Here is a 23,941-nt window from a genome sequence, read left to right as displayed (position 1 = left end):
ATACCGATTAACTCGCTTTTCAAGGGATTCGCCCCTCTCTCTCTTTGATACCATGAATACCGATTATATCGTTTTTACATAGTTCACAGTAGATTCCAACTCATACCGTCGGCTTACTCCTACATTCACCTCTGATCCTAGCCATCATTTTTGTTAAATCATCTTGAATAATATCCAATTGAATCACGCTACTTTATAGGCTGTGATAATAAAATTATAACAAACCCTATATAACCTATTCACTTATCGACACTCACTGGAAGTTCGCATAACCTCAATCATCTGGGGAATACTGGAGATGATGAATCTCAAGGGGGTTGGATAATGGATAACAAAAATAAACCGAATCACGGTAAAGAGAAAATGACCAATCAACAAGGGCATCCAGTAACCGACAATCAAAATGTACGAACTGTCGGAGATCGTGGGCCAACAACATTGGAGAATTATGACTTCTTAGAAAAGATTAGTCACTTTGACCGAGAAAAAATTCCGGAACGTATTGTCCACGCTCGCGGGGCTGGAGCACACGGTTATTTTCAGTCGTATGGAACAGTAAACGGAGAGTCAATCTCCAAGTATACCCGAGCAAAAGTGTTCACCAATACAGAAGTTCAAACTCCTGTTTTTATCCGCTTTTCGACGGTAGTTCATGGCAAGCACTCTCCTGAAACTTTACGGGACCCACGCGGATTTGCAATAAAATTTTATACTGAAGATGGTAACTGGGATCTGGTCGGTAACAATTTAAAGATATTCTTTATTCGTGATCCACTAAAATTCCCGGACATGATCCATGCTTTTCGTCCTGACCCAGTTACAAATTATCAAAACCTTGAGCGTATGTTTGATTTTATAAGTCAATCACCGGAAGCATTGCATATGGTTACGTTTGTCTTCTCTCCTTGGGGAATTCCGGCAACATATCGTCATATGCAAGGATCAGGGGTACACACATATAAGTGGGTCAATGAAGAAGGAAAAGCAGTACTTGTCAAATATCACTGGGAACCAGTCCAGGGAATTAAAAACTTAACACAAGAAGAAGCATCAAAAATTCAAGGAAAAAACTTTAATCATGCAACACAAGACCTCTATGAAGCCATTGAAAAAGGGGACTATCCAGAATGGGAGCTCTATGTTCAAATCATGGAAGATGGTGAGCATCCAGAATTAGATTATGATCCATTAGATGCGACGAAGCTCTGGTACAAAGAGGATTATCCTTGGCACAAAGTTGGAAAAATGGTATTGAATCGCAATCCAGACAATTTCCATGCCGAAGTAGAACAAGCCGCTTTCGGAACAGGTGTATTAGTAGATGGGTTAGACTTCTCAGATGATAAGCTATTACAGGGTAGAACGTATTCCTACTCTGATACACAGCGTTACCGTGTAGGAGCAAACTACTTACAGTTACCAATTAACCGTCCTAACCATAAAGTAGCAACAAATCAAACAGGTGGACAAATGGACTTTCGACAAGATTATGGAGATTTCAAAAATCCACATGTCGATTACGAACCATCGATTACCGGTGGGTTAAATGAAGACAAAAACCCTGGTGTTGAGCATGAACCATATGTAGAAGGAAATCTGCAACGTAAGACTATTTCCCGGGAAAACAATTATGGTCAAGCTGGTGAAACGTACCGTCGTTTAAGTGATTGGGAAAAAGATGATCTGATCAAAAATCTGGTTTCTGCACTGTCAGGTTGTCGGAAGGAAATCCAGGACCAAATGATCGAACATTTCTACCAATGTGACAAAGACTATGGCAAACGTGTGGAAGAGGGCTTGAAAATGTCCATGGAAAGTAATAATGAAATGATGGAAGAAGCAGTAAACGAAGCAGGAGAAATGGGACATCCATCAGATCCATATTAAATAATATTTAAATCCTTGGAATGGTCGCCATTCCAAGGATCTCATCTCCAAACCGCTGTTGTTTATCTCGATTTATTCTATATATCTTTTGAGATCACTCTCCGATTTGTCGTTTATCCCAGTTTATTCTACAAACCTTTCGAAATCATTCTTCGATTTGTTGTTTATCACTAAATCTACAATACTCCACAACTTCCTGATAAGATAAATCTCCCCCAAAAATATCAAGGGCACTGCCTATCGTCACATGTAATTTACCTTTTGCTAACTGTTGAAAAAGCTGTAAATCTTCCATAGAACGGACACCGCCAGCATAGGTTGTTGGAATCGAGACATAGTCAGCGAGTTTTGCTACTAAATTTTCTTCTATACCGCTTCGCTTCCCTTCCACATCTGCCGCATGAATTAAAAACTCATCACAATAATTTTCTAAATCCTTAATTGTAGATGGTGTTATTTCTATAGTACTGAATTTCGTCCATTTATCAGTGACTACATACCATTTACCATCTTTTTGCTTACAGCTTAAGTCAATCACAAGTCTTTCTTTGCCTATTTTTTCGATTAATTTCTTTAAGCGATCCATCTTTAATTCACCATCTTGAAAAATATAGGATGTCACAATTACATGGGATGCTCCTGCTTCAAGGAATTCTTCAGCATTATTGGCATTAATTCCACCACCGATTTGTAATCCGCCTGGGTATGTTTGTAATGCCTGGATCGCAGCTTCTTTGTTGCCATCTCCTAGCATAATAACATGACCACCAGTTAAGTTATCTTTCTGAAACATTTCTGCATAATAGCTACTGTCATATGTAGAAACATAATTTTCGATTACATTTTTGTTTTCATTATTAAGGGTAGCACCTACGATTTGTTTTACTTTCCCTTGATGCAAGTCGATACAAGGTCTGAATTGCAATATCTTCACGTCCTTTTTATTTGTCCTATAGTACTATTTTAGAACATTCCTACTAAAAAGAAAAGACGCCACTGGGAGTGACGTCTTTTCCATTATTGTTAGGCAAATCCACGTTCATATTGTACTGGTACTTCAATCTCCTGTCCTAACTCACGGGCAGCGCGAATTGTCCAATATGGATCACGAAGCATTCCTCTGCCGACTGCGACAAGATCTGCATCCTGATTGCCAATAATAGAATCCGCTAAATGAGCGTCTTCTAAACGACCTACTGCAATCACCGGAACTTCAACTGCTTCACGCATTGCCCTGGCAAAAGGAACCATATATCCTGCATGACCACCTGGATTACGTGATGGAGCTATTGCACCCTCTCCACCAGCACTAATATGGAACATATCTACACCAGCTTCTTTATAAGCTTTTGCCAGTTCGATTCCATCTGGTAATTGATAACCTTCTTCGACAAATTCAGTTGCAGATATCCTCATAATTAAAGGCATATCCTCTGGCATTTCACTTTTTGCTGCTTTTACTACTTCTGTACCGAATCGTGTAAGCTCTCTGTATTCGTCATCACGTTTATTCGTATAGCTTGAATGAAACTGATGAATTAAGTATCCATGTGCACCATGTAATTCAATTGCATCAAAACCTGCTTCTACTGCGCGGCGAACGGATTGACGGAATTTATCAACCATTTCTTTCACTTCTGCAGTAGAAAGTGCACGTGGTTCTTTATATTTCTCGCTAAATCGTATTGCAGAAGGAGCGACTGGTGTTTCTGCATCTTCTGCTTTTCGTCCAGCATGTGCGATTTGGATTGCAATTTTAGAGCCTTGCGCATGTACTGCATCAACGATTTTTTTATACGCAGGAATTTGCTCATCAGACCAGAATCCTAAGCAATTATTAGAGATTCTTCCGTCTGGTTCGACATTGGTCATTTCCACAATAACAAGTCCGGTACCGCCAACTGCTCTGCTTATATAATGATTATAATGCCAATCGTTAGGCGTACCGTCTTCTTTTGTCACCGAATATTGGCACATAGGTGGCATTACGACACGATTTTTGAGTTCTAGTTTTTTTATTTGAAAAGGACTGAATAATTGATCCACTTTCGATTCCCCCTTAACTTACTTTTTGTTACCAGATTAATTATAGCAAGAATTTATGCAAGGGTCACTCCATTGAACTTGAGACATCTAGTAGATCCAAGATAAGATTTGTAACGTAGGCAATCGTCCCTGCATAGAGTAAAGACAGAAACCTATATCTTATAAGGATGTGAATACATGTTTTATCACATAAAGGAGTTGCAATATCCTGCTAAGCCTGATCGGCCAGATCCACTTTTTGCGAAACAACTGCAAGAAGTGTTAGGTGGCCAATTCGGGGAAATTTCGGTAACCATGCAGTACTTATTCCAAGGTTGGAATGTTCGAATGGACGGTAAATATAAGGATCTGTTAATGGATGTCGGTACCGAGGAGATAGCACATGTGGAAATGTTAGCGACAATGATTGCTCGTCTCTTAGATGATGCACCTGTTGGTGACCTGGAAGAAGCTGCAAAAGATCCTGTTTTAGGTGCAATTATTGGTGGGATGAACCCTCAGCATGCCATTGTATCGGGATTAGGTGCAATGCCTGGGGACAGTGTCGGTAATCGCTGGACAGCAGATTATATTATCGCAAGTGGGAATCTGCTCGCAGACTTCCGTGCTAATTTAAATGCGGAATCTCAAGGGCGCTTACAAGTATCAAGATTATATGAAATTACATCTGATCGTGGTGTAAAAGATATGCTTTCCTTCTTAATTGCCCGCGATACGATGCACCAAAATATGTGGTTAGCTGCCATTGAAGAATTAGAAGAAAAAGAAGGAGTTGTGGTTCCTTCTACATTCCCTCGGGACCTTGAAAAACAACAAGTAGCATATGACTTTTATAACTTCTCGCAAGGAGATGAAAGCGCAGAAGGAAGATGGGCGCATGGTCGATCAATGGATGGTTGTTCCAACTTCCGTTACGTACAAAATCCACCTGCATATGGTGGCATTCCATCCTTAAAACCAGCACCACCTTATACATTTAATACCAACTTCCACATACCACCGTGCTTATGTTAGATATTAATGCGTAGTTCTCTCATGAGGAATTACGCTTTTTTCTTCCCCTCCAAAGTAAAAATTCTAAGGCAATGATACAAATAACAAGCCATGTCAATCCTAATGACATACCTGCTACAATGTCCGTGAAGAAATGAACCCCTAATACTACACGACTAAAAGCAATAGCAAACGCAACGAGCGCAAAGAATGAAACTGATACCCATTTCAACCATTTAATTGATACCTTTTTCCAAAGTAAATACATAATAAACCCGTAAAATGCTACCGATCCCGTTGAATGTCCACTAGGAAAACTAAAACCTGTACCACCATATTGTGCAATTAGTTCGGGGCGCTCCCGTTCAATTATAAGCTTCAACACTTGTGTTATCAGGCTGATCCCAATCATGTTAATGCTGAAAAACAGACTGTACCACTTACTTTTTTTCGCAAAAAAGAGATAGACAGCAACTAATATCGACATGATGGTTAGAAAAAGAACCGATCCTGCTTCTGTCACGACTTCCATGATCTGATGTAACCATGTCCCCTCCGGAAAGGCGATATAGTCTTGGAAAATTCGATCGACAAAAAACTTTTCTTTTTCTAACACATCATCCGCTAGTTCTATAAAAAGAGTCATTGTTAGAACAAGGATGATAAATCCGAATATCAAGGTGAAAATCGCAATTTTTGATATATCTTTCATGATATTTTCACTCCCATTTACTAGTATTCCCTTTAAAGAATAAGAAAAACAGAAACGATGTAAAATGTGTGAAAACTGCTGTTTTTTTGTTGATTAACTGTAATAAATGACCTCAATCACTGTCATGACAGGCTGGAATCAAAAGATACGCTAGAATAGGACTTGCATTTAAGCGACAATATATGTTTGAATAGACAAACAATGTATCATGATGGAGGTTGTTAATGAATGAAGAAAATAATAATGCTTTTAATGATGATCAGCTTGGCTGTTATCACAGTTGCGTGCGGAAATGATGATGCAACTAAAAAGAATAACACAGAGGAAGCTGCATCAGATGAAACATCCCAAGAGACTGGTCAGAATTCAGTAAGTGAAGATGAGCTTGTAGCAGAAGATAAAACGGTAGCCACTATTAATGGGGAAGAAATAAATGGTTCTGCATATAATCGTGTTTATCGACTTGTAAAAAGTTCATTACAGCAACAAGGACAAGATGTTAAGGATACTGAAAAAGTCAAAGATCAAACATTAAATGAATTAATCACCCAAGAATTGATTATGCAAGATGCTGAGAAACAAGGTTTATCAGCTAGTCAAGAAGAAATTGATAGTAAAATTGCCGCATTAAAAGAACAACATGGTGATCAATTCGCTTCTACTCTTAAAAAAAATGGATTCACGGAAGAAACATACAAAGCACAACTAAAACAAAATTTAGTTGCTAATAAGTATATGGAGTCAGTGCTTGGTATTAAAGTGACAGAGAAAGAAATTAAAGAGTATTACGATTCAGCGAAGGAAAAATCTGAAAAAGAGCTTCCACCACTAGAACAAGTTAAAGATCAGATTAAACAAACCTTAACAGCTCAAAAGCAACAAGAGAAACAGAAAGAAATTCAATCAAAAATTGATGAACTGAAGAAAAATGCTGAAATTGAAAAATTAATCTAAATAATCATCCCCTTCATTGGGGATGATTTTTTTATCCTACTTTCTCCAAAGAAATACATTGATGATCAATAACACAACCATTAAAATATATGGACCGATGTTAAAGAGAGTCATTATGTAATGGATAACACCAAAAAACACTGCAAGTGCTAAAAGTGCTAGTGCTGAACCAGTTTGTTTACTTTGACTAACTTTATACGTTTCGGAGAAAGGCATCACATTATTAAAAAATACGTGATAACAGATTCGGCCGTACAAAGCAATTACTAAAATATATGTGATTAAAAAAGACCAGATCCTTTCTGTAAAAATAAAAAGGAAAATCACACTTAACATAAGATAAACCGGGAGAAACAATCGAACCAAAAAAGCTTTTAATGTTGCTCGGTGACAAGCATTAGCATCTTTAATCGGTACCGCACGATAAATCCAAGCAGCTTTTTGATTCGTTGAAAATTGAAGCATTTGTACTCCGACAGGGATCAACATTAAGCTAAAATACATAGAGAAATACATTTTCCCAGCTCGAAGTTCTTCCAACGTATTAAGCGTTAAATCATTGATGATAAAGATAAACGGAAATACTAAGGCCATACCGATTGCTGGGTATACCTTTAATTTATAATCACGTTCATTTTTGATCATTCGAGTTGTGAATTCAAAAAAAACCTGTTCCTCTTTGCTCCAAACTAATATCTTGGACCAAAAACGGCTCCACCATTCCTTCGCTTGTTTATGTTTACCATTGTTGGACAAAAGCTTCTCCAAGTTCCTTTCAAAGGAAGGAATCAGTTTCACATAAAGTAATATAGCAATGAATGGAACAATCACACCTAATATCGCTAGAATGATAAAAGCAGAATCCGTTACCCCATTCAGGACTATTTCATATATTGCTCCATACCAAATCGGAGGTAGCAAAACATGCCACCATTCAAAAGTGAAACTGATATTCATATCGACAAATTGAAAGGATCGAGCTACTATTTGGTATCCCACAACCATCGAAATACTTAAGAGAATCTGAATATAATTAATAATATCCTTTAACTTTTCTCCGTCAAAAAAGCGCAAAATCAAAATATAAACAAATGCGGTCATAATCAAAATCAGTAGATTAACAAATAAAAGTACGATTAGACTTAATAAGAAGAAAACAATCCCCTGTTTAAACAGACCAACGATCATTGGAATAGCAGTAAAAGCAATGGTTAATTGACATAAATAAATGGTAATATGTACAACTTTTGCAGTATTTATTGTTTTTGAATCGACTGGCTTAGTACTTAATATCGTTTTATCCCGGACATCTAATAATACACTTGAGAAATCAGAAATAGTCGAGGTCATGATGATAAACATAACAATGGCATAAAGTATACTCATCTGAAATATATACTGATCTCCAAATAAAAAAGCAATTAGTATTAATCCCATCAGAGCATATATACCGAGTGATTTCAGAAATTGATTACCGGAAACTGATTTCGACTCATTAAAAATAGTAGGTACCCTTCTCGTGTCCATCGTTAATTTCAATTCCAGGATCTCGCGCATCATAGGATAATCGACATTCGCTTTTTGAAAAAAAGTGCTGAGTTTATCTAAAATCTTCAGCGATTTAAAATCAGTCATCTATATCACCATTTTCCACTATGGAGACAAAAGAACTAGCTATTTCCTGATGCTGATGAAAGCCTGTCAATTGATTGAAGATTTCTTCGAGGGATCCTTCTTTATTCTGTTGCTGCAATTGTTTAAACGTACCATCAGCAACAATTTGGCCATTAGCCAGCAAAACAATCCGATTACTGATTTTTTCGACTACATCCATAATATGTGAGGAATAGAAGATTGTTTTCCCTTGATTTGCTAATTGATCTAAAATCTCTTTGACGATCATCATGCTATTGGCATCAAGCCCACTTAACGGTTCATCTAAGAAAAGTAAATCCGGGTTATGTATAATACTGGCTATAAAAAGAACTTTTTGTCTCATTCCTTTAGAAAAAGATGAAATTCTTGTATGTAACATATCTTCTAACTCAAATAAACGCATCATTTCTGTTGCCTTATTAATGATCACATGCTGATCCATCCTATATAGTCCACCGACAAAAGAAAGGTACTCCATTGGTGTTAAGCTGTCATAGATTTCTCCGTTTTCGGGAACATATCCAATACGTTTTTTATAAGCCACACCACTTGTTTTAATACTTTCTCCAAATATTTCGATGTCACCTTCAAAATCTGAAATCAACCCCAACATCATTTTGACGGTTGTACTTTTACCTGCGCCATTTGGCCCTATGTAACCTATTATTTGACCTTTATAGACATCAAGATTAATAGATTCTAAAACTCGGGTAGTGCCATATGATTTAGCCACATTCTTAAGCGATAAAATAATTTCTTCCGTCATTAGTACACCTCCACTCCTATCCTAACATATATTTCCTTTATTTGTTAATTTAGTTTATTCAGCATTATCTTCTCTAACCAAGACCAAGGTAAAAAGCGTTTTGCAATAGATAACATGTTTGCTCCTTTTCCAATTGGGTAGCGAAGTTTTGGATTTTTCCTGTTACAGATAAAGACGACTAATTCAGCCACTTCTCTTGGATCAGCACTGGTTTTTGATGCTTGTTGTGCATGGGATAGGACTGAGCTTTTTAATCGATCCTTCTCCATTTCAGTTGGATCGATAGCAGACAAACTTTTATCCCAAATTCTTGTTTGATAGGATGCTGGTTCCACTAAGGAGACGAATATCTTTTTAGGAAGTAATTCTATTCGTAAACTTTCGCTAAAGCCTTCTAAAGCAAATTTAGATGCAGCATATGCAGACATGCCTGGAAAACCGCTATACCCGCTAACACTGCTAATATTAACGATATTTGCCTTATGTGCCTGCTCCAATAATGGCACCATCGCTTTGGTAACACGAAAAACACCATGTAGATTAACATCCATCTGGTTATGAAACGCATCAACCGATAAATCAGAGATAAATCCCGCTTGGCAAAAGCCTGCATTATTCATTAAAACATCGAGTTTTTTATATTTAGTTTGGATAAATTCTTTTACATGCTGGATTTGCAGATCATCTGTTACATCCATTTGGATAACGTCTAATTGAGATGCTAATTGTTCCTTCTTGGCTGCTTCGATTAGTTTTTCACGTGTGTCTAATGTTCTCATCGTGGCAACAACCCTGTAATCATTCTTTAAAAGTTCTAGTGTTGTTAAAAAACCAATTCCACTTCCAGTTCCCGTTATAAGTACTGTTTTCACTTACTCATCATCCTCTCTTCCATTTAACATATCTTAACATATGTAAAAGATTCCTCTTGATCATGTCTGTTTTGAGTATCGGGCACTTCTTGCTGGATATCGGGCGGTTTCAGAATAATATCGGGCACTTTTAGATGCTTTTCGGGTGCTTTTCACTCGATATTGGGCGCTTTGACTCATTTATCGGGCACTTTTTTTAAATCATAAAAAATCCTCCTCGCTTATTCCTGCGAGGAGGATTCTAATTCAACTATGAATTATTCTAAACCTTTTGTCCACTCAGCTACTTTTTCTTGGTTGTTTTCCACCCAGTTTGCAGCTGCTTCTTCTGGATCAGTCCCGCCATTAATTTCTAGCATAACAGCGTTACTGTCTTTTTCTGTCCAATGGAATTGGTCTAGTACTTTATATGCGTTTGGTAAATCTTCTTTAAGTCCTTTACGAACCATTGTTTCGATATTTTCAGCTTCTCCAAATACACCTTTAGGATCTTCTAAATATTTTAAATCATATTCAGAGAATTTCCAATGTGGAGACCAACCTGTAACAATGATGTCCTCTTCGTTGTCAATAGCTTCACCTAGCGCTGTTGTCATTGCACCACTAGAAGATGTTTGTACTTTCCAATCACTTAAATTTTCGTATTCTTCAAGTGCTTTTTCTGCTGTTTGTACTACACCAGCACCTGGTTCAATACCAGTGATTGTTTGATCTGCTTGATCTGCTAAATCTTCAATAGAATTTGCATCCATATAAGATGGTACAACTAAACCAATTTTTGCGCCTTCAAGATTTGGCCCTAATCCTTCTACTTGGTCGCCAAAATCTGCATACTGTGCTTTATGTGTCGCTGGTAACCATGCTGCCACCATACCGTCTGCTTCTCCATTTGCTACCGCTTCCCACATTGCTGCGTTTTCGATAGAAGTAAGTTTTACATCATAACCTAAATCTTTTAAGACTTTTCCAACAACGTGTGTTGATGCAATTTCAGTGTCCCAGTTTACGTACACTAATTCAATTTCCTTACCTTCACCTACAGCAGCAGTTTCATCTGTTGACCCTTCTTCAGTTGATCCTTCTTCATTACCAGTGTCTCCTGAAGTATCTTCACCTTCATCACCAGCACCACAAGCAGCTAGTACAAATACTAACGCTAATACTGCCATTAAACCAAATGATTTCCATGTTTTAAACATGTATAGATCTCCCCTTTTCTATAAAATTTATTATGTTAAAACTTTTCCAGTTAGACTGGAAAAGTTTATCACCTTAACCTTTATTTAAGTTTTGAGAAACTCTGTCAATAATAATCGCTAAAATAACAATACCTAAACCTGCAACAAATCCAGCCCCTTCTTGTGAACGTTGCAGTGCTGTTAACACTTCATCACCAAGTCCTGGAGCACCGATCATGGATGCAATAACAACCATAGATAACGCAAGCATTATAGTTTGGTTAACACCCGCCATAATCGTTTTACGTGCCATTGGTAACTCTACCTTAAACAGCTTTTGTGAACCTGTTGTACCAAATGCATCTGCAGCTTCCACTAATTCATTGGATACTTGGCGAATACCTAAATTGGTAAAACGGACAACAGGTGGTGTAGCAAATACGACAGAAGCAAATATACCTGGAACCATCCCAATACCGAAGAATACTACGGCAGGAATTAAATAAACGAACGCAGGCATTGTCTGCATAAAGTCAAGTATAGGAGTAATAATGGTTTGAGCCCATTTACTCTTTGACATCCAAATACCAGCCGGAATACCAATAATAATGGAGATAAAACTGGCAAAAACGACTAATGTGAATGTAAACATTAACTGTTCCCATAAGTCCTGATTATAAACAAACCATAAACCAATAATAGAAAAAGCAACTAATCCAAATTTCTTGCCAGATACAAAGAAAGTAATGATAGCTACTATTAAAATAACAATAATTGGTGGAACCTGACTTAACCACTCCGCGGAAACCTCTACGAAATCACCAAAGTCATTTTTGATTGGATCGAAAATAAATTCAAAAGTATCTTGCATCCAATCAACTGCTCTATTAATCCAATCAGCTAAAGGAATTTGAGGCATAAAATTAAGCATTTTCTGTCACCCCATTTCCATTTGCTAGTGCTGCAATAACGGCACCACGTACAATAATACCTTTTAATTTACCTTCATCTACAACAGCTACAGGTACAGGTGCATCATGAATAATTTCAAAAATTTCTTGAATAGGTGCTTCTAACCCCACTGTTGGCATATCCGTACGTAAAATTCCGTTTAATTCTTTTTCCTCATTTTCCCGAGCTTGTTTAACATCGTCCGCTATAGCATAGCCTTTCAATTGTCTGGAGCGATCGACCACATAGATACTTGATAAGCCTTGCTCACGAATTCTTTCCAGCGCTACTCTTGGACCATGTTTTTCAATATCAACCGTTTCTGGTCGTTTCATAATGTGACTTGCAGTTAATACTTTAGAGCGATCAACATCTTCAACGAATCGTTCCACATAGTCATTAGCTGGATTCACTAAAATTTCTTCAGGTGTTCCGATTTGAACAATCGAACCATCCTTCATCAGTGCAATTCGGTCACCTATTCGTAATGCTTCATCCAAATCATGTGTAATGAAAATGATTGTTTTCTTCATTTTTTGTTGAAGATCCAATAGTTCATCTTGCATATCCTTTCGAATTAAAGGATCCAACGCAGAAAAAGCTTCATCCATTAGAAGTACTTCCGGATCATTAGCCAGAGCACGTGCTAAACCAACACGTTGTTGCATCCCACCTGATAATTGATCTGGATACTGGTGAATAAAACTCCCTAATCCTACTAATTCCAAAGCTTCCTTTGCTTTTTCCGCACGTTCTTCCTTGTTTATCCCTTGAATTTCAAGTCCAAATTCGGCGTTTTCTAACACTGTTCGGAAAGGAAATAAACCGAACTTTTGGAATACCATACTCATTTTTTCACGACGGACTTTTCTTAATGTTTCTTTACCGACCTTCGCAAGATTCTCTCCACCTACTTTGACATCACCTTCCGTAGGGTCAATCAAGCGATTCAATAAACGTACAAGTGTTGACTTACCACTACCAGAAAGTCCCATAATAACGAATACTTCGCCTTCTTCGACATCAAATGTCGCACGGTTTACACCGACTGTACATCCTGTCTTTTCTAAAATTTCTTCTTTTTTATATCCCTCATCTAACAATGAGAGTGCTTCTTTTGTTTTTTTGCCAAAAATTTTCGACAAATTTTTTACACTAATAACAGACATGAATCTATATCACCTCAATTTTCTTTCGACTTTTCCTGTCATTTTATGCATCACTTTTACTATGCTAAAGGTTTTACATTTAAATTTCAAGGATTATACACTTATTTTTCTGATTGTTACGTTTGTAAAGTTTAAACTTTACAAATGGAAATCCTTACTTTTACCATATACTTAGTATTAGCATTGATTTTTTTATTTATGTAGTGTAAAGATAATAATAAGAGACTTGAAGGAGGTCGTCATACTTTTATGACACAAGAAGCAGAAGCCAATTTAGAAAAAGTCAATAATCAAATTATTTCTGAATTTTCGAAAACACTTGAAATGTTTTCTTTAAATAAAACAGAAGCTCAATTATTTGTTACGCTTTATTTACATGAAGCACCAATGACTTTAGATGAAATGAAAGATGCTTTAGGAAAAAGTAAAACAGCGATGAGTTATGCCATTCGCCGATTACAAGAATTTAGCTTAGTTGAACGCGTCTGGCAAAAAGGTGTGCGAAAAGACTTATACGAAGCTCGAGAAGATTTATATAAAAAATTTATGAAAACATATGTAAATCGTTGGCTCGAGTCACTCAACTTACAAATTAGCAACTTAGAGGATATTCAAGAAGACCTGGATCGTTACCCTCATGAACAAAAGAAATTGTTTGAGCATAAAATACATGATGCCATTTCCTTTCACCGTTCACTTGAGGACGTTTTTACGAAGATTAAGAAGAATGATTTTCTTTAAAAAAAATTAAACACTATATAAGTTTAAATTACTAACAGAAAGTGATCATCCAAAAATTTTGTAAATGAACGAATTGAGATGACAAACGTTCTAAAAAACGAGGGATCCAAAAATACGGAACTCCCCTCGTTTTAGAATAAATTCAACTTTTTTATGGATTAGCCCCCGAAGTGGAAATAAAAAACGGAGTGAAACGTATAATCAGGATTCACACACTCCAATTGTAGTGCGAATCTCTTTAATACAAAGTTTCTTACATCATTTGTTCTACTGTACCATCATCTTTATTAACAATATACCAACCAATTGTTGCAGTATGGCTAGTTTCACCATTGGAAACTAATTCATATACTTGAACGACGAAATTACCATTCTCATTTTTGTGGTCCATCACGACATTCACATCACTATTTTGTGGGATATTAAGGTGTTCTCGTACTAATTCTTCTGCTTTTGCATCTGTAATTTCACCAGAAGCAGTTTCCTCACTATTATCGGTGTTGTTCTCATTTGAAGATGATTGCTCTTCTTGCCCATTACCATTATTTTCTTCGTTTATATTTTCCGATCTTACTTCACTAACAATCCAGGAATCATCTTTTGATGCAATTACATATGTCATTCTTAGATTTCCAATCAACTCATTCGATTGTTCCTGTGTTACCTCATATTCTAAGTCACTTACTTGCTCAAAGCTGAAGTCTTTTCCTTCTTCAAACCATACTGGAGCTTCAGTCGGAACAACATATACCTTACCATTGTCCTCTTCAAAATATTGGGCCACATATGAATCAGCCAACTCTTCTGACATAATGGTCATAAACTCATCTTTCAGCGCTTGTTTTGAATCAAAATCTGTTAAAGCACCATCATCTTCTGTATTTTCAATGACAGACATAAATGTATCACGATAATCGTTCAATACTTGTTTCGCTTGTTCTTTATCAAGCGTAGGCGTTTCTTCGTCAGCAGGCTCTTTATCTTGACCTGTTTCATTTTCTGCTGGTTCTTCTACTTCATTTTCTGGATCTACCGTTTCATCTGTATCGTTTTGCTTACACGCCGTAAATAAAAGCGACAACAACATTAACAGGATGATAAATAATAATTTCTTTTTCATGTTGATCTCCCCCATTTTTTCCATTAAAAACTACTTGTTATACTATACCCTATTTTAATAATATCAAACAAATTATCACACTCCTATAAGCCTTTATTACCATAAGCGCTTTTCCTATGAAGGGACATTATTCCCAAAAAAACAAAAAGGTAGATGAGTTAATCATCTACCTTCTATTATTCTATAAATTTTGTTAAAAAATCGGATAATTTCGTTTGATATTTTTCCTTGTGAATAGCATATGCTTCACCATGTCCGGCATCATCATATAAATATATTTCCGCGTAACTATTAGTCTGCTTATATAGTTTATTCGCCATTTTAAATGGTACAAATGTATCATCTCTTCCATGAAAATATAAAATGGGTACCTCAGCCTTCTTCACCTGGTCAAGAGCTGAAGCTTCAAAAAAGGAATAATCCGCTCGTATATTTGCTACCATACTTGTTGTTGGTAATATCGGAAATGCTGGCAAATTGTACATCCGGTTCATCTGATATTGAAAAAGGTCATATACATTGGTGTAACCACTATCAGCAACTACTGCTTGTACTTGTGGAGGAAGATCCTCACCACTTGCCATTAACATTGTACCAGCCCCCATGGATAAACCATGTAAGACAATTTCTGCATTATCACCAACTTGATCAATCACTCGATCCGTCCAATCTAAAACATCTAGACGATCATGCCAGCCAAAACCAAAATAGTCTCCCTCACTTTTACCGTGTCCTCTCATATCAAAAAGAAAAATATTATAGCCTAACTCTTCGTAATAGTATTGCGCATATAATCCCATATCTGTTGCTTCGCCTAAATAACCATGACCAAAGATAACCGTTTTATTTGTATCTTTTTTGGCTGGTAAATAATATCCTTGTAAGGTTAAATCATCAAATGTTTGCAGTTGCCATTCATCAAAATCCTGACTGGCAACCCAATCCCGCCAACCGCCTTTCGTGAACACGTCCATTGCTGCTGCAGAGACTTCCAGATCATCATTTCCCTGTAAAAAAGTCTTTTGTTCACGCTTAATAGCGAGATTATAAAAATAGTTTCCAGCAAATAAATCTATTAATAATAGAATAGCGATAAGCGCTATCATTATTTTCAAGCCTTTACCGAACTTCACAAAAAATCCCCTTTCGACACTTTTATACATATTATAACAAGTTTCTGCTATGAAAAGGGACTTTTTTTATTGGAACAAACGGAAAATTTCGACAAAGTATTACTCGTCTAATGAAGACATAATCACTCTAATTGTCATAAACGCTTCTTTTAAGGCTTTTTTATCTTTATCCGCTAATGTCGCAAAACGTTCCTGAACTATCTCATAAAGAATCTGTTTTTTCTCCTCCGAAAATCGTTTTCCATTTTCCGTCATTTGAATATATGTTATACGTCGATCTTTCTCGTCTTTTATTTTAACAATAAACTCCTTCTCCATCAGTTTTTGAATTAACGGAGTTAAATTTGATTTATTAATATTTAATTTTTTGGCGATCTCTGCCATTTGAATCCGCCCTGTTTGCTCGACAATATGTAACACATGGAAATGTGATGGGTAAAGTCCTTCTCTTTTAGTTATTGGAGAAGTACCAAACATCTTTTTTGATAATATTGGTAATACAGTTAAAGCCTGTTCTACCAATTCATTGGTTAAAGTATTTTGCTCTTTCATCTAGTTCGCTCCCTCATACAGATTGACTTTATGCCATATACAATAGATAATAGTTATTATATCATAACTAATTTGTATGATAAGGAGGTTACATATTGAATTCTATCATTTCAGTAAACGATTTAACAAAGACATATAAAAAAGTTGATGCGGTAAAAGGAATTAATTTTGATGTCAAAGAAGGCGAAATTTTTGGTTTTCTTGGTCCTAATGGTGCTGGAAAAAGTACGACGATCAACATGATTTGTACAATGCTCAAACCAACCTCAGGAGAAATCATCATCAATGGCTATGATGCTAAGAAACAAAAAGATGAAGTTCGTGCAAGTATTGGCATCATTTTTCAAGAAAATACATTAGACGAAAAATTAACGGCCTATGAAAATTTGAAATTGCACTGTCGTTTTTATCGTGTACCTAAAAATAAACGGGATGACCGAATTCAAGAAGTACTGGAGATTGTAGATTTAGTCGATGTACAGAACCAGCGTGTGGAAGAATATTCTGGTGGGATGAAACGTCGTCTTGAGATAGCGCGTGGGCTTCTTCATTATCCGAAAGTGCTTTTTTTAGATGAACCGACTGTTGGACTTGATCCCAATACAAGAGCACATCTGTGGGAATATATTTTGAAACTCAAGGAAAAAGAAGGCATTACGATGTTTCTCACTACCCATTATTTGGATGAAGCAGAGATTAGTGATCGCGTGGCAATCATGGATCAAGGAGAAATTATTGCAATTGATTCACCTACTGCTCTTAAAGATCAGCTTGGCGGTGACCTTATTGAACTGTCTACGGAGGATAATGAAGCTGCCTTGAAAGAAATTGAAGAAAAAATGGAAACCGTCGAAGTGAAGGTGGAAGACGATACGATTCACTTAAAGGTTGCTAGTAGTGATGCTTTTATTTCCTCTTTTATCAAGACATTGGAAATACCGATTACAAAATTGAATATTCGCAAGCCAACATTAAATGACGTATTTTTAGCCTTTACAGGAAGAAAGATTAAGGAATAAGGGAGGAATCAATGTGGAAGGTATTATTGCAATTTGGCAGCGTGACTTAACGAAATTTTTTCGAGATCGTGCAAGATTGTTTGGTTCATTCACGATGCCAATTTTGTTTTTACTTATATTCGGTGGTGGATTAAGCGGAACAATGGAAACAATGATGTCTGGTGGCTTTGGAGATGAGGCTAGTGGATTTAATTATGTTGAGTTCGTGTTTCCTGGTATTGTCGCGATGACGTTGTTAATGACAGCGATATTTTCTGCTATGTCTGTGATCGAAGATAAAAACTACGGCTATATGAAAGAAATTTTGGTATCTCCGATATCAAGAGTAAGTATAGCTGTTGGCAAAATGCTTGGTGCAGCAACTGTTTCAACGATTCAAGGTATGATTTTATTTTTGTTGATTCCTTTTTTAGGATTATCATATAGTATTATCTCACTGATTCAAGTCATTCCGTTTATGTTCTTACTAGGTGCAGCATTGTCTGGAGTCGGCTTATTATTTGCAAGTATGATTAAATCCACTCAAGGTTTTCAGCTAATTGTGCAAATTATTGTGATGCCGATGATTTTCTTATCTGGTGCGCTTTTTCCTATCAATAATATGCCGAGCTGGCTTGATGTGATTGTCAAATTTAATCCTGTTACATACGGTGTGGACGTGATGAAGAAAATTATGATTGATGTCGATGGTCTGTCCCAAGCTGTTCGCGAAACAATGGGGCTTAACCTCACTGTATTTGGCAGATCAGTAACTGTATTCGAGGAAATTTTATTTATTTTTGCATTTGCGGTAGTGTTTGTGGCGATTGCAACCATTAGTTTTAAACGAGCACACGCTTAAGAACTAGACCGTGGAAAATCTATGCGTTTTAGCTCTTCACCTGATACGAACGGCACATCTGATCTGTTATTTGCATCAAAAACTGTTGATTAGTTGCTGAAGCGGACATTTATTCCGTTATTTATGAGTTTTATCATCAATGAGCCTTCAATATAGGCGAATAACGGAACAAATGTCCGTGAAATCTAAAGAAGCCTTGATTATGTGTAGTTAAAGGGACAAATATCCGCTCAGGTTGTACGCCATCATCGTAATCACTTAAATCATCTACTATTCCCTACTCATCTTTCAAAATTTCATGTAAAAACCGCTCGCGATTATCTAAAAAATATCGAGTGATTTGATAATGATCAGTATCTTCATAAGCAACTTCCCGAATGCTATCTTCATCAAAACTAAAAATAGTCGCTTCCGGATAGCCTAACAAAATCGGTGAATGTGTCGCAATAATAAATTGACTATTGCCTTTTGCTGATAGGTCATGCAATATCTTCAAAAAAGCGAGCTGGCGCTGCGGTGACAATGCAGATTCAGGCTCATCCAATAAATAGATTGCCTTTTGATGAAAGCGATACTGAAATAATGACAAAAACGATTCTCCATGTGACTGATGATGCAAGGACTTCCCACCATAGGCCTGGCTCCCCTCATCTAAAGAATCAATATGGCTAGCAAAATGATGAAAGGTTTCTGCCCGTAAAAAGAAGCCATTCGTCACTTTGGGCATCCAAGATAATGTAATATAATCCCCTAAAGCAGAGTTAGATTCGTACACCTCAAAATAATTATTACGTCCACCCCCGGCAGTATTAAAATCACATTTATCAGCAATGGCCTCTAGCAATGTAGATTTACCTGATCCGTTTTCTCCGACAAAAAAAGTAACATTGCTGGTGATATCCAGTTGATCTAACCCTTTAATTACCGGTATTGAAAAAGGATAACGGTTATCATTTGGCAGTTTTTCGTTGTGCAGTCTAATTCGTTTCAAATACATGTCTTCACCGGCTTTCTTCAATTAATAGTTGGTGAATGTTTAGTCTTCTTTTTTAAACCGATAACCGACACCCCAAACGGTTTCGATAAAAGTAGGCTCTGATGGATCGCGTTCAATTTTTTCGCGAATTTTACGAATATGCACCGTGACCGTTGAACTGTCACCAATCGCATCAAAGCCCCATATTTTTTCTAAAAGGTGGTCTTTGCTGAATACTTGGTTTGGATGTGATGCTAAAAAATATAATAAGTCATATTCTTTGGCAGTAAATGTCAGTTCTCTATCATTCAGATACACTCTTCTGGAATGACGATCTATCGTTAATCCTTTTATTTCAAGGAGAGGAGTCGCTTTTTCTTGTTTTGTTAAACGTTGATATCTTGATACATGTGCTTTCACTCTGGCAACAAGCTCATTCGGATTAAACGGTTTGACGATATAATCATCGGCACCACGGTTAAATCCCTTTATTTTATCGATATCTTCTTTTCGTGCCGTTACCATTAAAATCGGGATGTCCAATGTTTTCCTAAGCTCTTCACAAAGTTGAAATCCATCTATTTCGGGAAGCATCAAGTCCAGCAAAATCAAGGCATAGGAAGATTGATTAGCCATGGTCAATCCTTTGTTACCGGTTGTTGCAATATCTGCATCAAAACCGCTCAACTCAAGATAATCTCGTTCTAGTTCGGCAATGCTTTCTTCATCTTCAATAATCAATATCTTCGTCATGTTTGTTCACCTTTTTTCAATAGAAAGTTAATTGTAGTTCCTTGACCTAGCTCACTTTCCGCCCATATTGTGCCACCATGTGCTTCGATAATCTTTTTCACAATGGCAAGTCCGAGACCGCTACCTCCTGTTGCCGAATTACGTGACGTATCCGTCCGGTAAAAGTGGTCAAATATATAAGGAAGTTCGAATTCATCGATACCACTTCCATTATCTTCTATCATTATCATAACATGTTCACTTTGTTCTATTAGTCTAATTCTGATCATTGCTTCCTTTTTGTCGATAAATTTGACACTGTTCGTAATGACGTTCATGATTGCTCGGTGTAATTGCTCACGATCTGCTTTCACTAAAAAATTTCGTTTCCTGTCAGCGGTAAATTCAAAGTTTATCTCATCATACTGGAACATTAATTCATCAACCATGTCGTTTAAATAAGCGTAAATATCAAGTACTTCAAACTGAAAAGGCATCCGATCTAAATCCAGCTTTGAATAGACAAATAACTCATCTACCATTTTTTCAAGCTGATCTGTTTTGTTATCAATCGTCTGCATGTAACGCTCTAACTTTTCCGGTGAATCAGCTACACCGTCCAATACTCCCTGGACATGCCCTTTAATCGATGTCACCGGCGTCCTTAGATCATGGGAGATACTGGCGATCAATTCCTGGCGGTTTTCTTCATATTTTGCTTGAGTTTCCTTCGCCTGTTTTAAACTTTTTCGCATTTCTTCGAATGTATTCGCTAATTGACCGAGTTCATCCTTTTTCCTTGACTGGATGCTGTGGTCCAAGTCACCTTGTTTAATTTTTTCTGCAGCAAGGTTCAATCGTTTAATCGGTTTAATGATTGTCCGAGAAACAAAATAGGTCAATAATCCATTCGTGATTGCTAAAAGAAGAAGAACTGCTACCATTCGGTAATTCATAAACCTTTGCAAGCTTTTACCTTCAGGTTCTGCATTTCCCATCACGAAAAAAAGGTAACCTAATATAATCTCAATTAACAAAAAGCCGATTACTGGTATGATGATCATTGCTATATTGGATAACAGTAATCTTTTTTTAATGGACATCTCCTGCACCTGCCTTTTGTTAAATTATAGTACGGATAAGGCAATTTATCCGTTCTGCTGCTTGCGATCCCATATTGGTACTAAGATAGAACAAATTACAGCTGTATAATAAGGGAGAAATTTTATTCCCAGCGGCATGTTAAAGAGTGTCATTCCTAAAATACCAATAAAGCTAGATAAAGCAATTCCTAACACAAATCCTCCTAGTAGTCCAACAATAATTGCAATAAATGATCTCATGATAGATTCTCCTTTTTCAGATGGAATTTAGCTTGAATAACCATCCAGAATGATAATAATAAAAGACCCGTTCCAATAACTGGATGAAGTGCCGCAAACCACGGTAACTTACCTGCTATATTTGCCGAGAAATACATTAAAAACATCATCAGCATCAGACCGAAAACTTGCCAGTATGCCCATCGTGGTAATTTTGCCAACCAAGCAACTAAAAGCATCAATAATGGAATATTGAAGCCAAATAAATGAATGAAAAATGTGTGGTTAGTCCAGTGAAGTGGATGGATAAATACCGCCATACCAGCTAATATAATTTGCATTGTAATCGCTAAAGTTAAGATCACGGTAAGTGTGAAATACAATATTTCAGCAATACGAATTCTCATTGACTATTCCTCCTTTTTTTAATTGTAAGGACAGTCTACCGTCAGAATCTAAACTCCCTATTAGCGAATTCTTAAATTTTTCTTAATAAAGTGAGACTTCCATTAGTGGGGGTTTACGGACGATTAGCACAGTGATAAAAAAGTATGCTCCTATTTTGTTGGCCATTTAAGCAAAAAAAAATAATCCGCATTATCTCTGATCAGCGGATTATCGAAAATATTTTTCTATATACTGTTGTTCTTCCTCTTCACTAAACAATCGTAATGCTCTGCCTACGTTACCATCTTTCAGTTCCCAAATATAATTATGGACTTCGACCGCATTACTGAAATCACCTTTCTGCCATGCTGTTAAAGCTTCAATATAGAATTCTCGGTGAGTAAAATTAGAGTTTTTCGCTGTTTCAAGCATTACATCAATTCGTTCATCGGTGATTTCCACTGCCCCCCATTTATCTGCAGCATGTACTTTTTGATGGGTCATATGATGTAAAGTGTCCCTAAAATTTCCTTCACTTTGGATTTTTTCTGTGTTCACTTCCTGTACTTCTTCCTCGATATCTTCCTCACTAACTTCCATATCCTCTTCCGTTCCTGGTGCACCCACTTCTATCGTTTCTTCTTGTTTCTGATCATTTTTTGCTACATCATCTTCGGAAAGCAGTGCAAAAGCGATAAATATCGCAAATCCTAGAACTCCTATACAAAAACCTAGTGCAACAACCCAGCCGATAATACCTATCCATTTACTTTTCATACCAATACCTCCATAATTAACATATCAAAAATTTACCAAAAATCAAGAATGTGTTGGTTTTTATTTTTAGTGGTAATACTTATATAGGGATGAAATTATTATTCGAGGAGTGATTAGATGGTTCATATAATTCCTACTGTTACTTTAAAAGATGGCGTGGAAATTCCAGTTGTCGGATTTGGTACCGCAAATGTAAAAGGAAATCAAGGTGCGACTGCTATTGCTAGTGCGATTACGAATGGTTACCGCTTAATTGACAGCGCTTATAATTATGAAAATGAAGGAGCGGTCGGTGAGGGCATCCGTAGAGCCGGAGTACCAAGAGAAAAATTACTGGTTGCCTCTAAACTGCCTGGTCGCTATCACCAATATGACGAGGCAGTAAAAGCAATTCAAGAATCCTTATTTCGAGCTAATGTAGATTACTTTGATTTATATTTAATTCACTGGCCAAATCCAAAACAGGACCACTATGTCGAAGCATGGCAAGCATTGATTGATGCACAGAAATGGGGACTAGTCCGATCTATCGGAGTAAGTAACTTCTTACCTGAACATCTCGAACGTTTAGAAAAAGAAACAGGTATCCTTCCTAGCGTTAATCAAATTGAATTACATCCATTCTTCAATCAGGAAGAACAAAGAGAATGGCATGAAAAGCATGGAATTGTCACCGAATCATGGAGTCCATTATATCGTGCCAAACATACTATGGAGAATGAAACACTTCAGTACGTGGCACACAAATATAGCAAATCTGTCGCACAAGTAATTTTACGTTGGCATTATCAGCTAGGTGCTATTACAATTCCGAAATCGACTTCACCGAACAGACAGCTTGAAAATATCTCCATCTTTGATTTTGCATTAGACTATGAAGATATGGAAATGATCGGGAAGCTCACAAGGCCTGACGGCAGAATTAACGGGCAGAACCCCGCGGAATATGAAGAATTTTAATAGAAAAGCGTTTGGGAAACCAAACGTTTTTTATTTTTTCAAACTGCCTAATAAAACATAACCGAAAACTATTCCTGCAGTTGTAATCAATATCGTATAGTCCATGAACATTATCTCTTCTGCGAACACTAGGTAAAGTAGCTGATAAAACGGGCAACAGCGCTATGTATAACGCTGGCAAACCGATAACAACCAAC

General features: G+C 36.8%; 25 protein-coding genes. 7 read left to right on the top strand and 18 right to left on the bottom strand.

Annotated elements, in window-relative coordinates:
- Positions 1-324: 324 nt before the first annotated feature.
- Positions 325-1,887, top strand: a complete 1,563-nt coding sequence (locus tag ACTWP4_RS07990) for a catalase (protein ID WP_443128230.1) — start codon at positions 325-327, stop codon at positions 1,885-1,887.
- A 145-nt stretch (positions 1,888-2,032) separates the two neighbouring features.
- Here ACTWP4_RS07990 and hisA read toward each other — a convergent pair whose 3' ends face one another.
- Together hisA and ACTWP4_RS07980 are read right to left on the bottom strand one after the other, a co-directional pair.
- On the bottom strand, positions 2,033-2,812 hold the full coding sequence (gene hisA, locus ACTWP4_RS07985) for a phosphoribosylformimino-5-aminoimidazole carboxamide ribotide isomerase (RefSeq protein ID WP_443128229.1): 780 nt from the start codon (positions 2,810-2,812) through the stop codon (positions 2,033-2,035).
- 98 nt (positions 2,813-2,910) lie between these two features.
- The gene (locus ACTWP4_RS07980) at positions 2,911-3,933 is read right to left on the bottom strand and encodes an NADH:flavin oxidoreductase/NADH oxidase (RefSeq protein ID WP_443128228.1); all 1,023 of its coding nucleotides are present in this window, start codon (positions 3,931-3,933) and stop codon (positions 2,911-2,913) included.
- 177 nt (positions 3,934-4,110) lie between these two features.
- Between ACTWP4_RS07980 and ACTWP4_RS07975 the strand changes: the two genes are divergently transcribed.
- Positions 4,111-4,947 (top strand): manganese catalase family protein, encoded by an 837-nt coding sequence (locus ACTWP4_RS07975; RefSeq protein WP_443128227.1) that lies wholly within the window; start codon positions 4,111-4,113, stop codon positions 4,945-4,947.
- A gap of 19 nt (positions 4,948-4,966) precedes the next feature.
- Here the strand turns inward: ACTWP4_RS07975 and ACTWP4_RS07970 are convergent, their stop codons facing one another.
- A complete protein-coding gene (locus ACTWP4_RS07970; RefSeq protein ID WP_443128226.1) occupies positions 4,967-5,638 on the bottom strand; it encodes a phosphatase PAP2 family protein in 672 nt (223 codons plus the stop codon).
- A gap of 228 nt (positions 5,639-5,866) precedes the next feature.
- Between ACTWP4_RS07970 and ACTWP4_RS07965 the strand changes: the two genes are divergently transcribed.
- Positions 5,867-6,592: a SurA N-terminal domain-containing protein gene (locus tag ACTWP4_RS07965; protein ID WP_443128225.1), complete on the top strand. Its 726-nt coding sequence runs from the start codon at positions 5,867-5,869 to the stop codon at positions 6,590-6,592.
- A 36-nt stretch (positions 6,593-6,628) separates the two neighbouring features.
- Here the strand turns inward: ACTWP4_RS07965 and ACTWP4_RS07960 are convergent, their stop codons facing one another.
- The 6 genes from ACTWP4_RS07960 to ACTWP4_RS07935 form a co-directional block, all read right to left on the bottom strand.
- Positions 6,629-8,227 carry a hypothetical protein gene (locus ACTWP4_RS07960; protein ID WP_443128224.1) on the bottom strand — a complete coding sequence of 533 codons (1,599 nt, stop codon included), beginning with the start codon at positions 8,225-8,227 and terminating at the stop codon, positions 6,629-6,631.
- Positions 8,220-9,014, bottom strand: a complete 795-nt coding sequence (locus ACTWP4_RS07955) for an ABC transporter ATP-binding protein (RefSeq protein WP_443128223.1) — start codon at positions 9,012-9,014, stop codon at positions 8,220-8,222. Before ACTWP4_RS07955 ends, ACTWP4_RS07960 begins: the two co-directional genes overlap by 8 nt.
- A 44-nt stretch (positions 9,015-9,058) precedes the next feature.
- A complete protein-coding gene (locus ACTWP4_RS07950) occupies positions 9,059-9,886 on the bottom strand; it encodes an SDR family NAD(P)-dependent oxidoreductase (protein WP_443128222.1) in 828 nt (275 codons plus the stop codon).
- A gap of 257 nt (positions 9,887-10,143) precedes the next feature.
- Positions 10,144-11,085: a glycine betaine ABC transporter substrate-binding protein gene (locus tag ACTWP4_RS07945; protein ID WP_443128221.1), complete on the bottom strand. Its 942-nt coding sequence runs from the start codon at positions 11,083-11,085 to the stop codon at positions 10,144-10,146.
- A gap of 73 nt (positions 11,086-11,158) precedes the next feature.
- A complete protein-coding gene (locus ACTWP4_RS07940) occupies positions 11,159-11,995 on the bottom strand; it encodes an ABC transporter permease (RefSeq protein ID WP_443128220.1) in 837 nt (278 codons plus the stop codon).
- On the bottom strand, positions 11,988-13,184 hold the full coding sequence (locus ACTWP4_RS07935; protein ID WP_443128219.1) for a quaternary amine ABC transporter ATP-binding protein: 1,197 nt from the start codon (positions 13,182-13,184) through the stop codon (positions 11,988-11,990). The genes ACTWP4_RS07940 and ACTWP4_RS07935 overlap by 8 nt, the downstream gene beginning before the upstream one ends.
- Positions 13,185-13,433: 249 nt before the next feature.
- Between ACTWP4_RS07935 and ACTWP4_RS07930 the strand changes: the two genes are divergently transcribed.
- Positions 13,434-13,925, top strand: coding sequence for a GbsR/MarR family transcriptional regulator (locus ACTWP4_RS07930; RefSeq protein WP_443128218.1), 492 nt, complete (start codon positions 13,434-13,436; stop codon positions 13,923-13,925).
- Between the two features lie 253 nt (positions 13,926-14,178).
- Here the strand turns inward: ACTWP4_RS07930 and ACTWP4_RS07925 are convergent, their stop codons facing one another.
- The 3 genes from ACTWP4_RS07925 to ACTWP4_RS07915 all read right to left on the bottom strand — a co-directional run bounded on the left by ACTWP4_RS07925 (position 14,179) and on the right by ACTWP4_RS07915 (position 16,730).
- Complete coding sequence (locus ACTWP4_RS07925; RefSeq protein WP_443128217.1) at positions 14,179-15,045, bottom strand: hypothetical protein; 867 nt, start codon at positions 15,043-15,045, stop codon at positions 14,179-14,181.
- A 176-nt stretch (positions 15,046-15,221) separates the two neighbouring features.
- On the bottom strand, positions 15,222-16,178 hold the full coding sequence (locus tag ACTWP4_RS07920) for an alpha/beta hydrolase (protein WP_443128216.1): 957 nt from the start codon (positions 16,176-16,178) through the stop codon (positions 15,222-15,224).
- 99 nt (positions 16,179-16,277) lie between these two features.
- A complete protein-coding gene (locus ACTWP4_RS07915; RefSeq protein WP_443128215.1) occupies positions 16,278-16,730 on the bottom strand; it encodes a MarR family transcriptional regulator in 453 nt (150 codons plus the stop codon).
- Positions 16,731-16,825: 95 nt separating this feature from the next.
- On the opposite strand from ACTWP4_RS07915, the gene ACTWP4_RS07910 reads away from it, so the two are divergent.
- Both ACTWP4_RS07910 and ACTWP4_RS07905 read left to right on the top strand, forming a co-directional pair.
- On the top strand, positions 16,826-17,749 hold the full coding sequence (locus ACTWP4_RS07910) for an ATP-binding cassette domain-containing protein (RefSeq protein ID WP_443128214.1): 924 nt from the start codon (positions 16,826-16,828) through the stop codon (positions 17,747-17,749).
- Between the two features lie 13 nt (positions 17,750-17,762).
- Entirely contained in the window at positions 17,763-18,590 is an 828-nt protein-coding gene (locus ACTWP4_RS07905) for an ABC transporter permease (protein WP_443128213.1), read from the top strand.
- A 277-nt stretch (positions 18,591-18,867) separates the two neighbouring features.
- On the opposite strand, the gene ACTWP4_RS07900 is transcribed toward ACTWP4_RS07905, so the two are convergent.
- The 6 genes from ACTWP4_RS07900 to ACTWP4_RS07875 form a co-directional block, all read right to left on the bottom strand.
- Positions 18,868-19,587 carry an AAA family ATPase gene (locus ACTWP4_RS07900; RefSeq protein ID WP_443128212.1) on the bottom strand — a complete coding sequence of 240 codons (720 nt, stop codon included), beginning with the start codon at positions 19,585-19,587 and terminating at the stop codon, positions 18,868-18,870.
- A 39-nt stretch (positions 19,588-19,626) separates the two neighbouring features.
- Entirely contained in the window at positions 19,627-20,319 is a 693-nt protein-coding gene (locus ACTWP4_RS07895; protein ID WP_443128211.1) for a response regulator transcription factor, read from the bottom strand.
- The gene (locus ACTWP4_RS07890) at positions 20,316-21,401 is read right to left on the bottom strand and encodes a sensor histidine kinase (RefSeq protein ID WP_443128210.1); all 1,086 of its coding nucleotides are present in this window, start codon (positions 21,399-21,401) and stop codon (positions 20,316-20,318) included. Before ACTWP4_RS07890 ends, ACTWP4_RS07895 begins: the two co-directional genes overlap by 4 nt.
- 45 nt (positions 21,402-21,446) lie before the next feature.
- Entirely contained in the window at positions 21,447-21,641 is a 195-nt protein-coding gene (locus ACTWP4_RS07885) for a DUF5957 family protein (RefSeq protein WP_443128209.1), read from the bottom strand.
- Complete coding sequence (locus ACTWP4_RS07880; protein ID WP_443128208.1) at positions 21,638-22,027, bottom strand: DUF6220 domain-containing protein; 390 nt, start codon at positions 22,025-22,027, stop codon at positions 21,638-21,640. Before ACTWP4_RS07880 ends, ACTWP4_RS07885 begins: the two co-directional genes overlap by 4 nt.
- A 208-nt stretch (positions 22,028-22,235) precedes the next feature.
- Complete coding sequence (locus ACTWP4_RS07875) at positions 22,236-22,784, bottom strand: DUF6241 domain-containing protein (RefSeq protein ID WP_443128207.1); 549 nt, start codon at positions 22,782-22,784, stop codon at positions 22,236-22,238.
- A gap of 117 nt (positions 22,785-22,901) precedes the next feature.
- Between ACTWP4_RS07875 and ACTWP4_RS07870 the strand changes: the two genes are divergently transcribed.
- Positions 22,902-23,744, top strand: a complete 843-nt coding sequence (locus ACTWP4_RS07870) for an aldo/keto reductase (protein ID WP_443128206.1) — start codon at positions 22,902-22,904, stop codon at positions 23,742-23,744.
- Positions 23,745-23,941 lie beyond the last annotated feature (197 nt).

The sequence above is a fragment of the Gracilibacillus sp. D59 genome (genome assembly GCF_052246695.1).
Taxonomy (GTDB): Bacteria; Bacillota; Bacilli; order Bacillales; family Amphibacillaceae; genus Gracilibacillus.
The sequence above is the reverse complement of the archived record's forward strand: the minus strand, read 5'-3'. Positions and strand labels throughout refer to the sequence as shown.

What these genes read in the sequence shown, in the direction of transcription:
- ACTWP4_RS07900 (WP_443128212.1), bottom strand. Translation starts at nt 19,587, where the DNA reads ATGTATTTGAAACGAATTAGACTGCACAACGAAAAACTGCCAAATGAT.
- ACTWP4_RS07935 (WP_443128219.1), bottom strand. Translation starts at nt 13,184, where the DNA reads ATGTCTGTTATTAGTGTAAAAAATTTGTCGAAAATTTTTGGCAAAAAA.
- ACTWP4_RS07890 (WP_443128210.1), bottom strand. Translation starts at nt 21,401, where the DNA reads ATGTCCATTAAAAAAAGATTACTGTTATCCAATATAGCAATGATCATC.
- ACTWP4_RS07875 (WP_443128207.1), bottom strand. Translation starts at nt 22,784, where the DNA reads ATGAAAAGTAAATGGATAGGTATTATCGGCTGGGTTGTTGCACTAGGT.
- ACTWP4_RS07870 (WP_443128206.1), top strand. Translation starts at nt 22,902, where the DNA reads ATGGTTCATATAATTCCTACTGTTACTTTAAAAGATGGCGTGGAAATT.
- ACTWP4_RS07880 (WP_443128208.1), bottom strand. Translation starts at nt 22,027, where the DNA reads ATGAGAATTCGTATTGCTGAAATATTGTATTTCACACTTACCGTGATC.
- ACTWP4_RS07990 (WP_443128230.1), top strand. Translation starts at nt 325, where the DNA reads ATGGATAACAAAAATAAACCGAATCACGGTAAAGAGAAAATGACCAAT.
- ACTWP4_RS07885 (WP_443128209.1), bottom strand. Translation starts at nt 21,641, where the DNA reads ATGAGATCATTTATTGCAATTATTGTTGGACTACTAGGAGGATTTGTG.
- ACTWP4_RS07930 (WP_443128218.1), top strand. Translation starts at nt 13,434, where the DNA reads ATGACACAAGAAGCAGAAGCCAATTTAGAAAAAGTCAATAATCAAATT.
- ACTWP4_RS07970 (WP_443128226.1), bottom strand. Translation starts at nt 5,638, where the DNA reads ATGAAAGATATATCAAAAATTGCGATTTTCACCTTGATATTCGGATTT.
- ACTWP4_RS07915 (WP_443128215.1), bottom strand. Translation starts at nt 16,730, where the DNA reads ATGAAAGAGCAAAATACTTTAACCAATGAATTGGTAGAACAGGCTTTA.
- ACTWP4_RS07965 (WP_443128225.1), top strand. Translation starts at nt 5,867, where the DNA reads ATGAAGAAAATAATAATGCTTTTAATGATGATCAGCTTGGCTGTTATC.
- ACTWP4_RS07960 (WP_443128224.1), bottom strand. Translation starts at nt 8,227, where the DNA reads ATGACTGATTTTAAATCGCTGAAGATTTTAGATAAACTCAGCACTTTT.
- ACTWP4_RS07895 (WP_443128211.1), bottom strand. Translation starts at nt 20,319, where the DNA reads ATGACGAAGATATTGATTATTGAAGATGAAGAAAGCATTGCCGAACTA.
- ACTWP4_RS07925 (WP_443128217.1), bottom strand. Translation starts at nt 15,045, where the DNA reads ATGAAAAAGAAATTATTATTTATCATCCTGTTAATGTTGTTGTCGCTT.
- ACTWP4_RS07975 (WP_443128227.1), top strand. Translation starts at nt 4,111, where the DNA reads ATGTTTTATCACATAAAGGAGTTGCAATATCCTGCTAAGCCTGATCGG.
- ACTWP4_RS07945 (WP_443128221.1), bottom strand. Translation starts at nt 11,085, where the DNA reads ATGTTTAAAACATGGAAATCATTTGGTTTAATGGCAGTATTAGCGTTA.
- ACTWP4_RS07940 (WP_443128220.1), bottom strand. Translation starts at nt 11,995, where the DNA reads ATGCTTAATTTTATGCCTCAAATTCCTTTAGCTGATTGGATTAATAGA.
- ACTWP4_RS07955 (WP_443128223.1), bottom strand. Translation starts at nt 9,014, where the DNA reads ATGACGGAAGAAATTATTTTATCGCTTAAGAATGTGGCTAAATCATAT.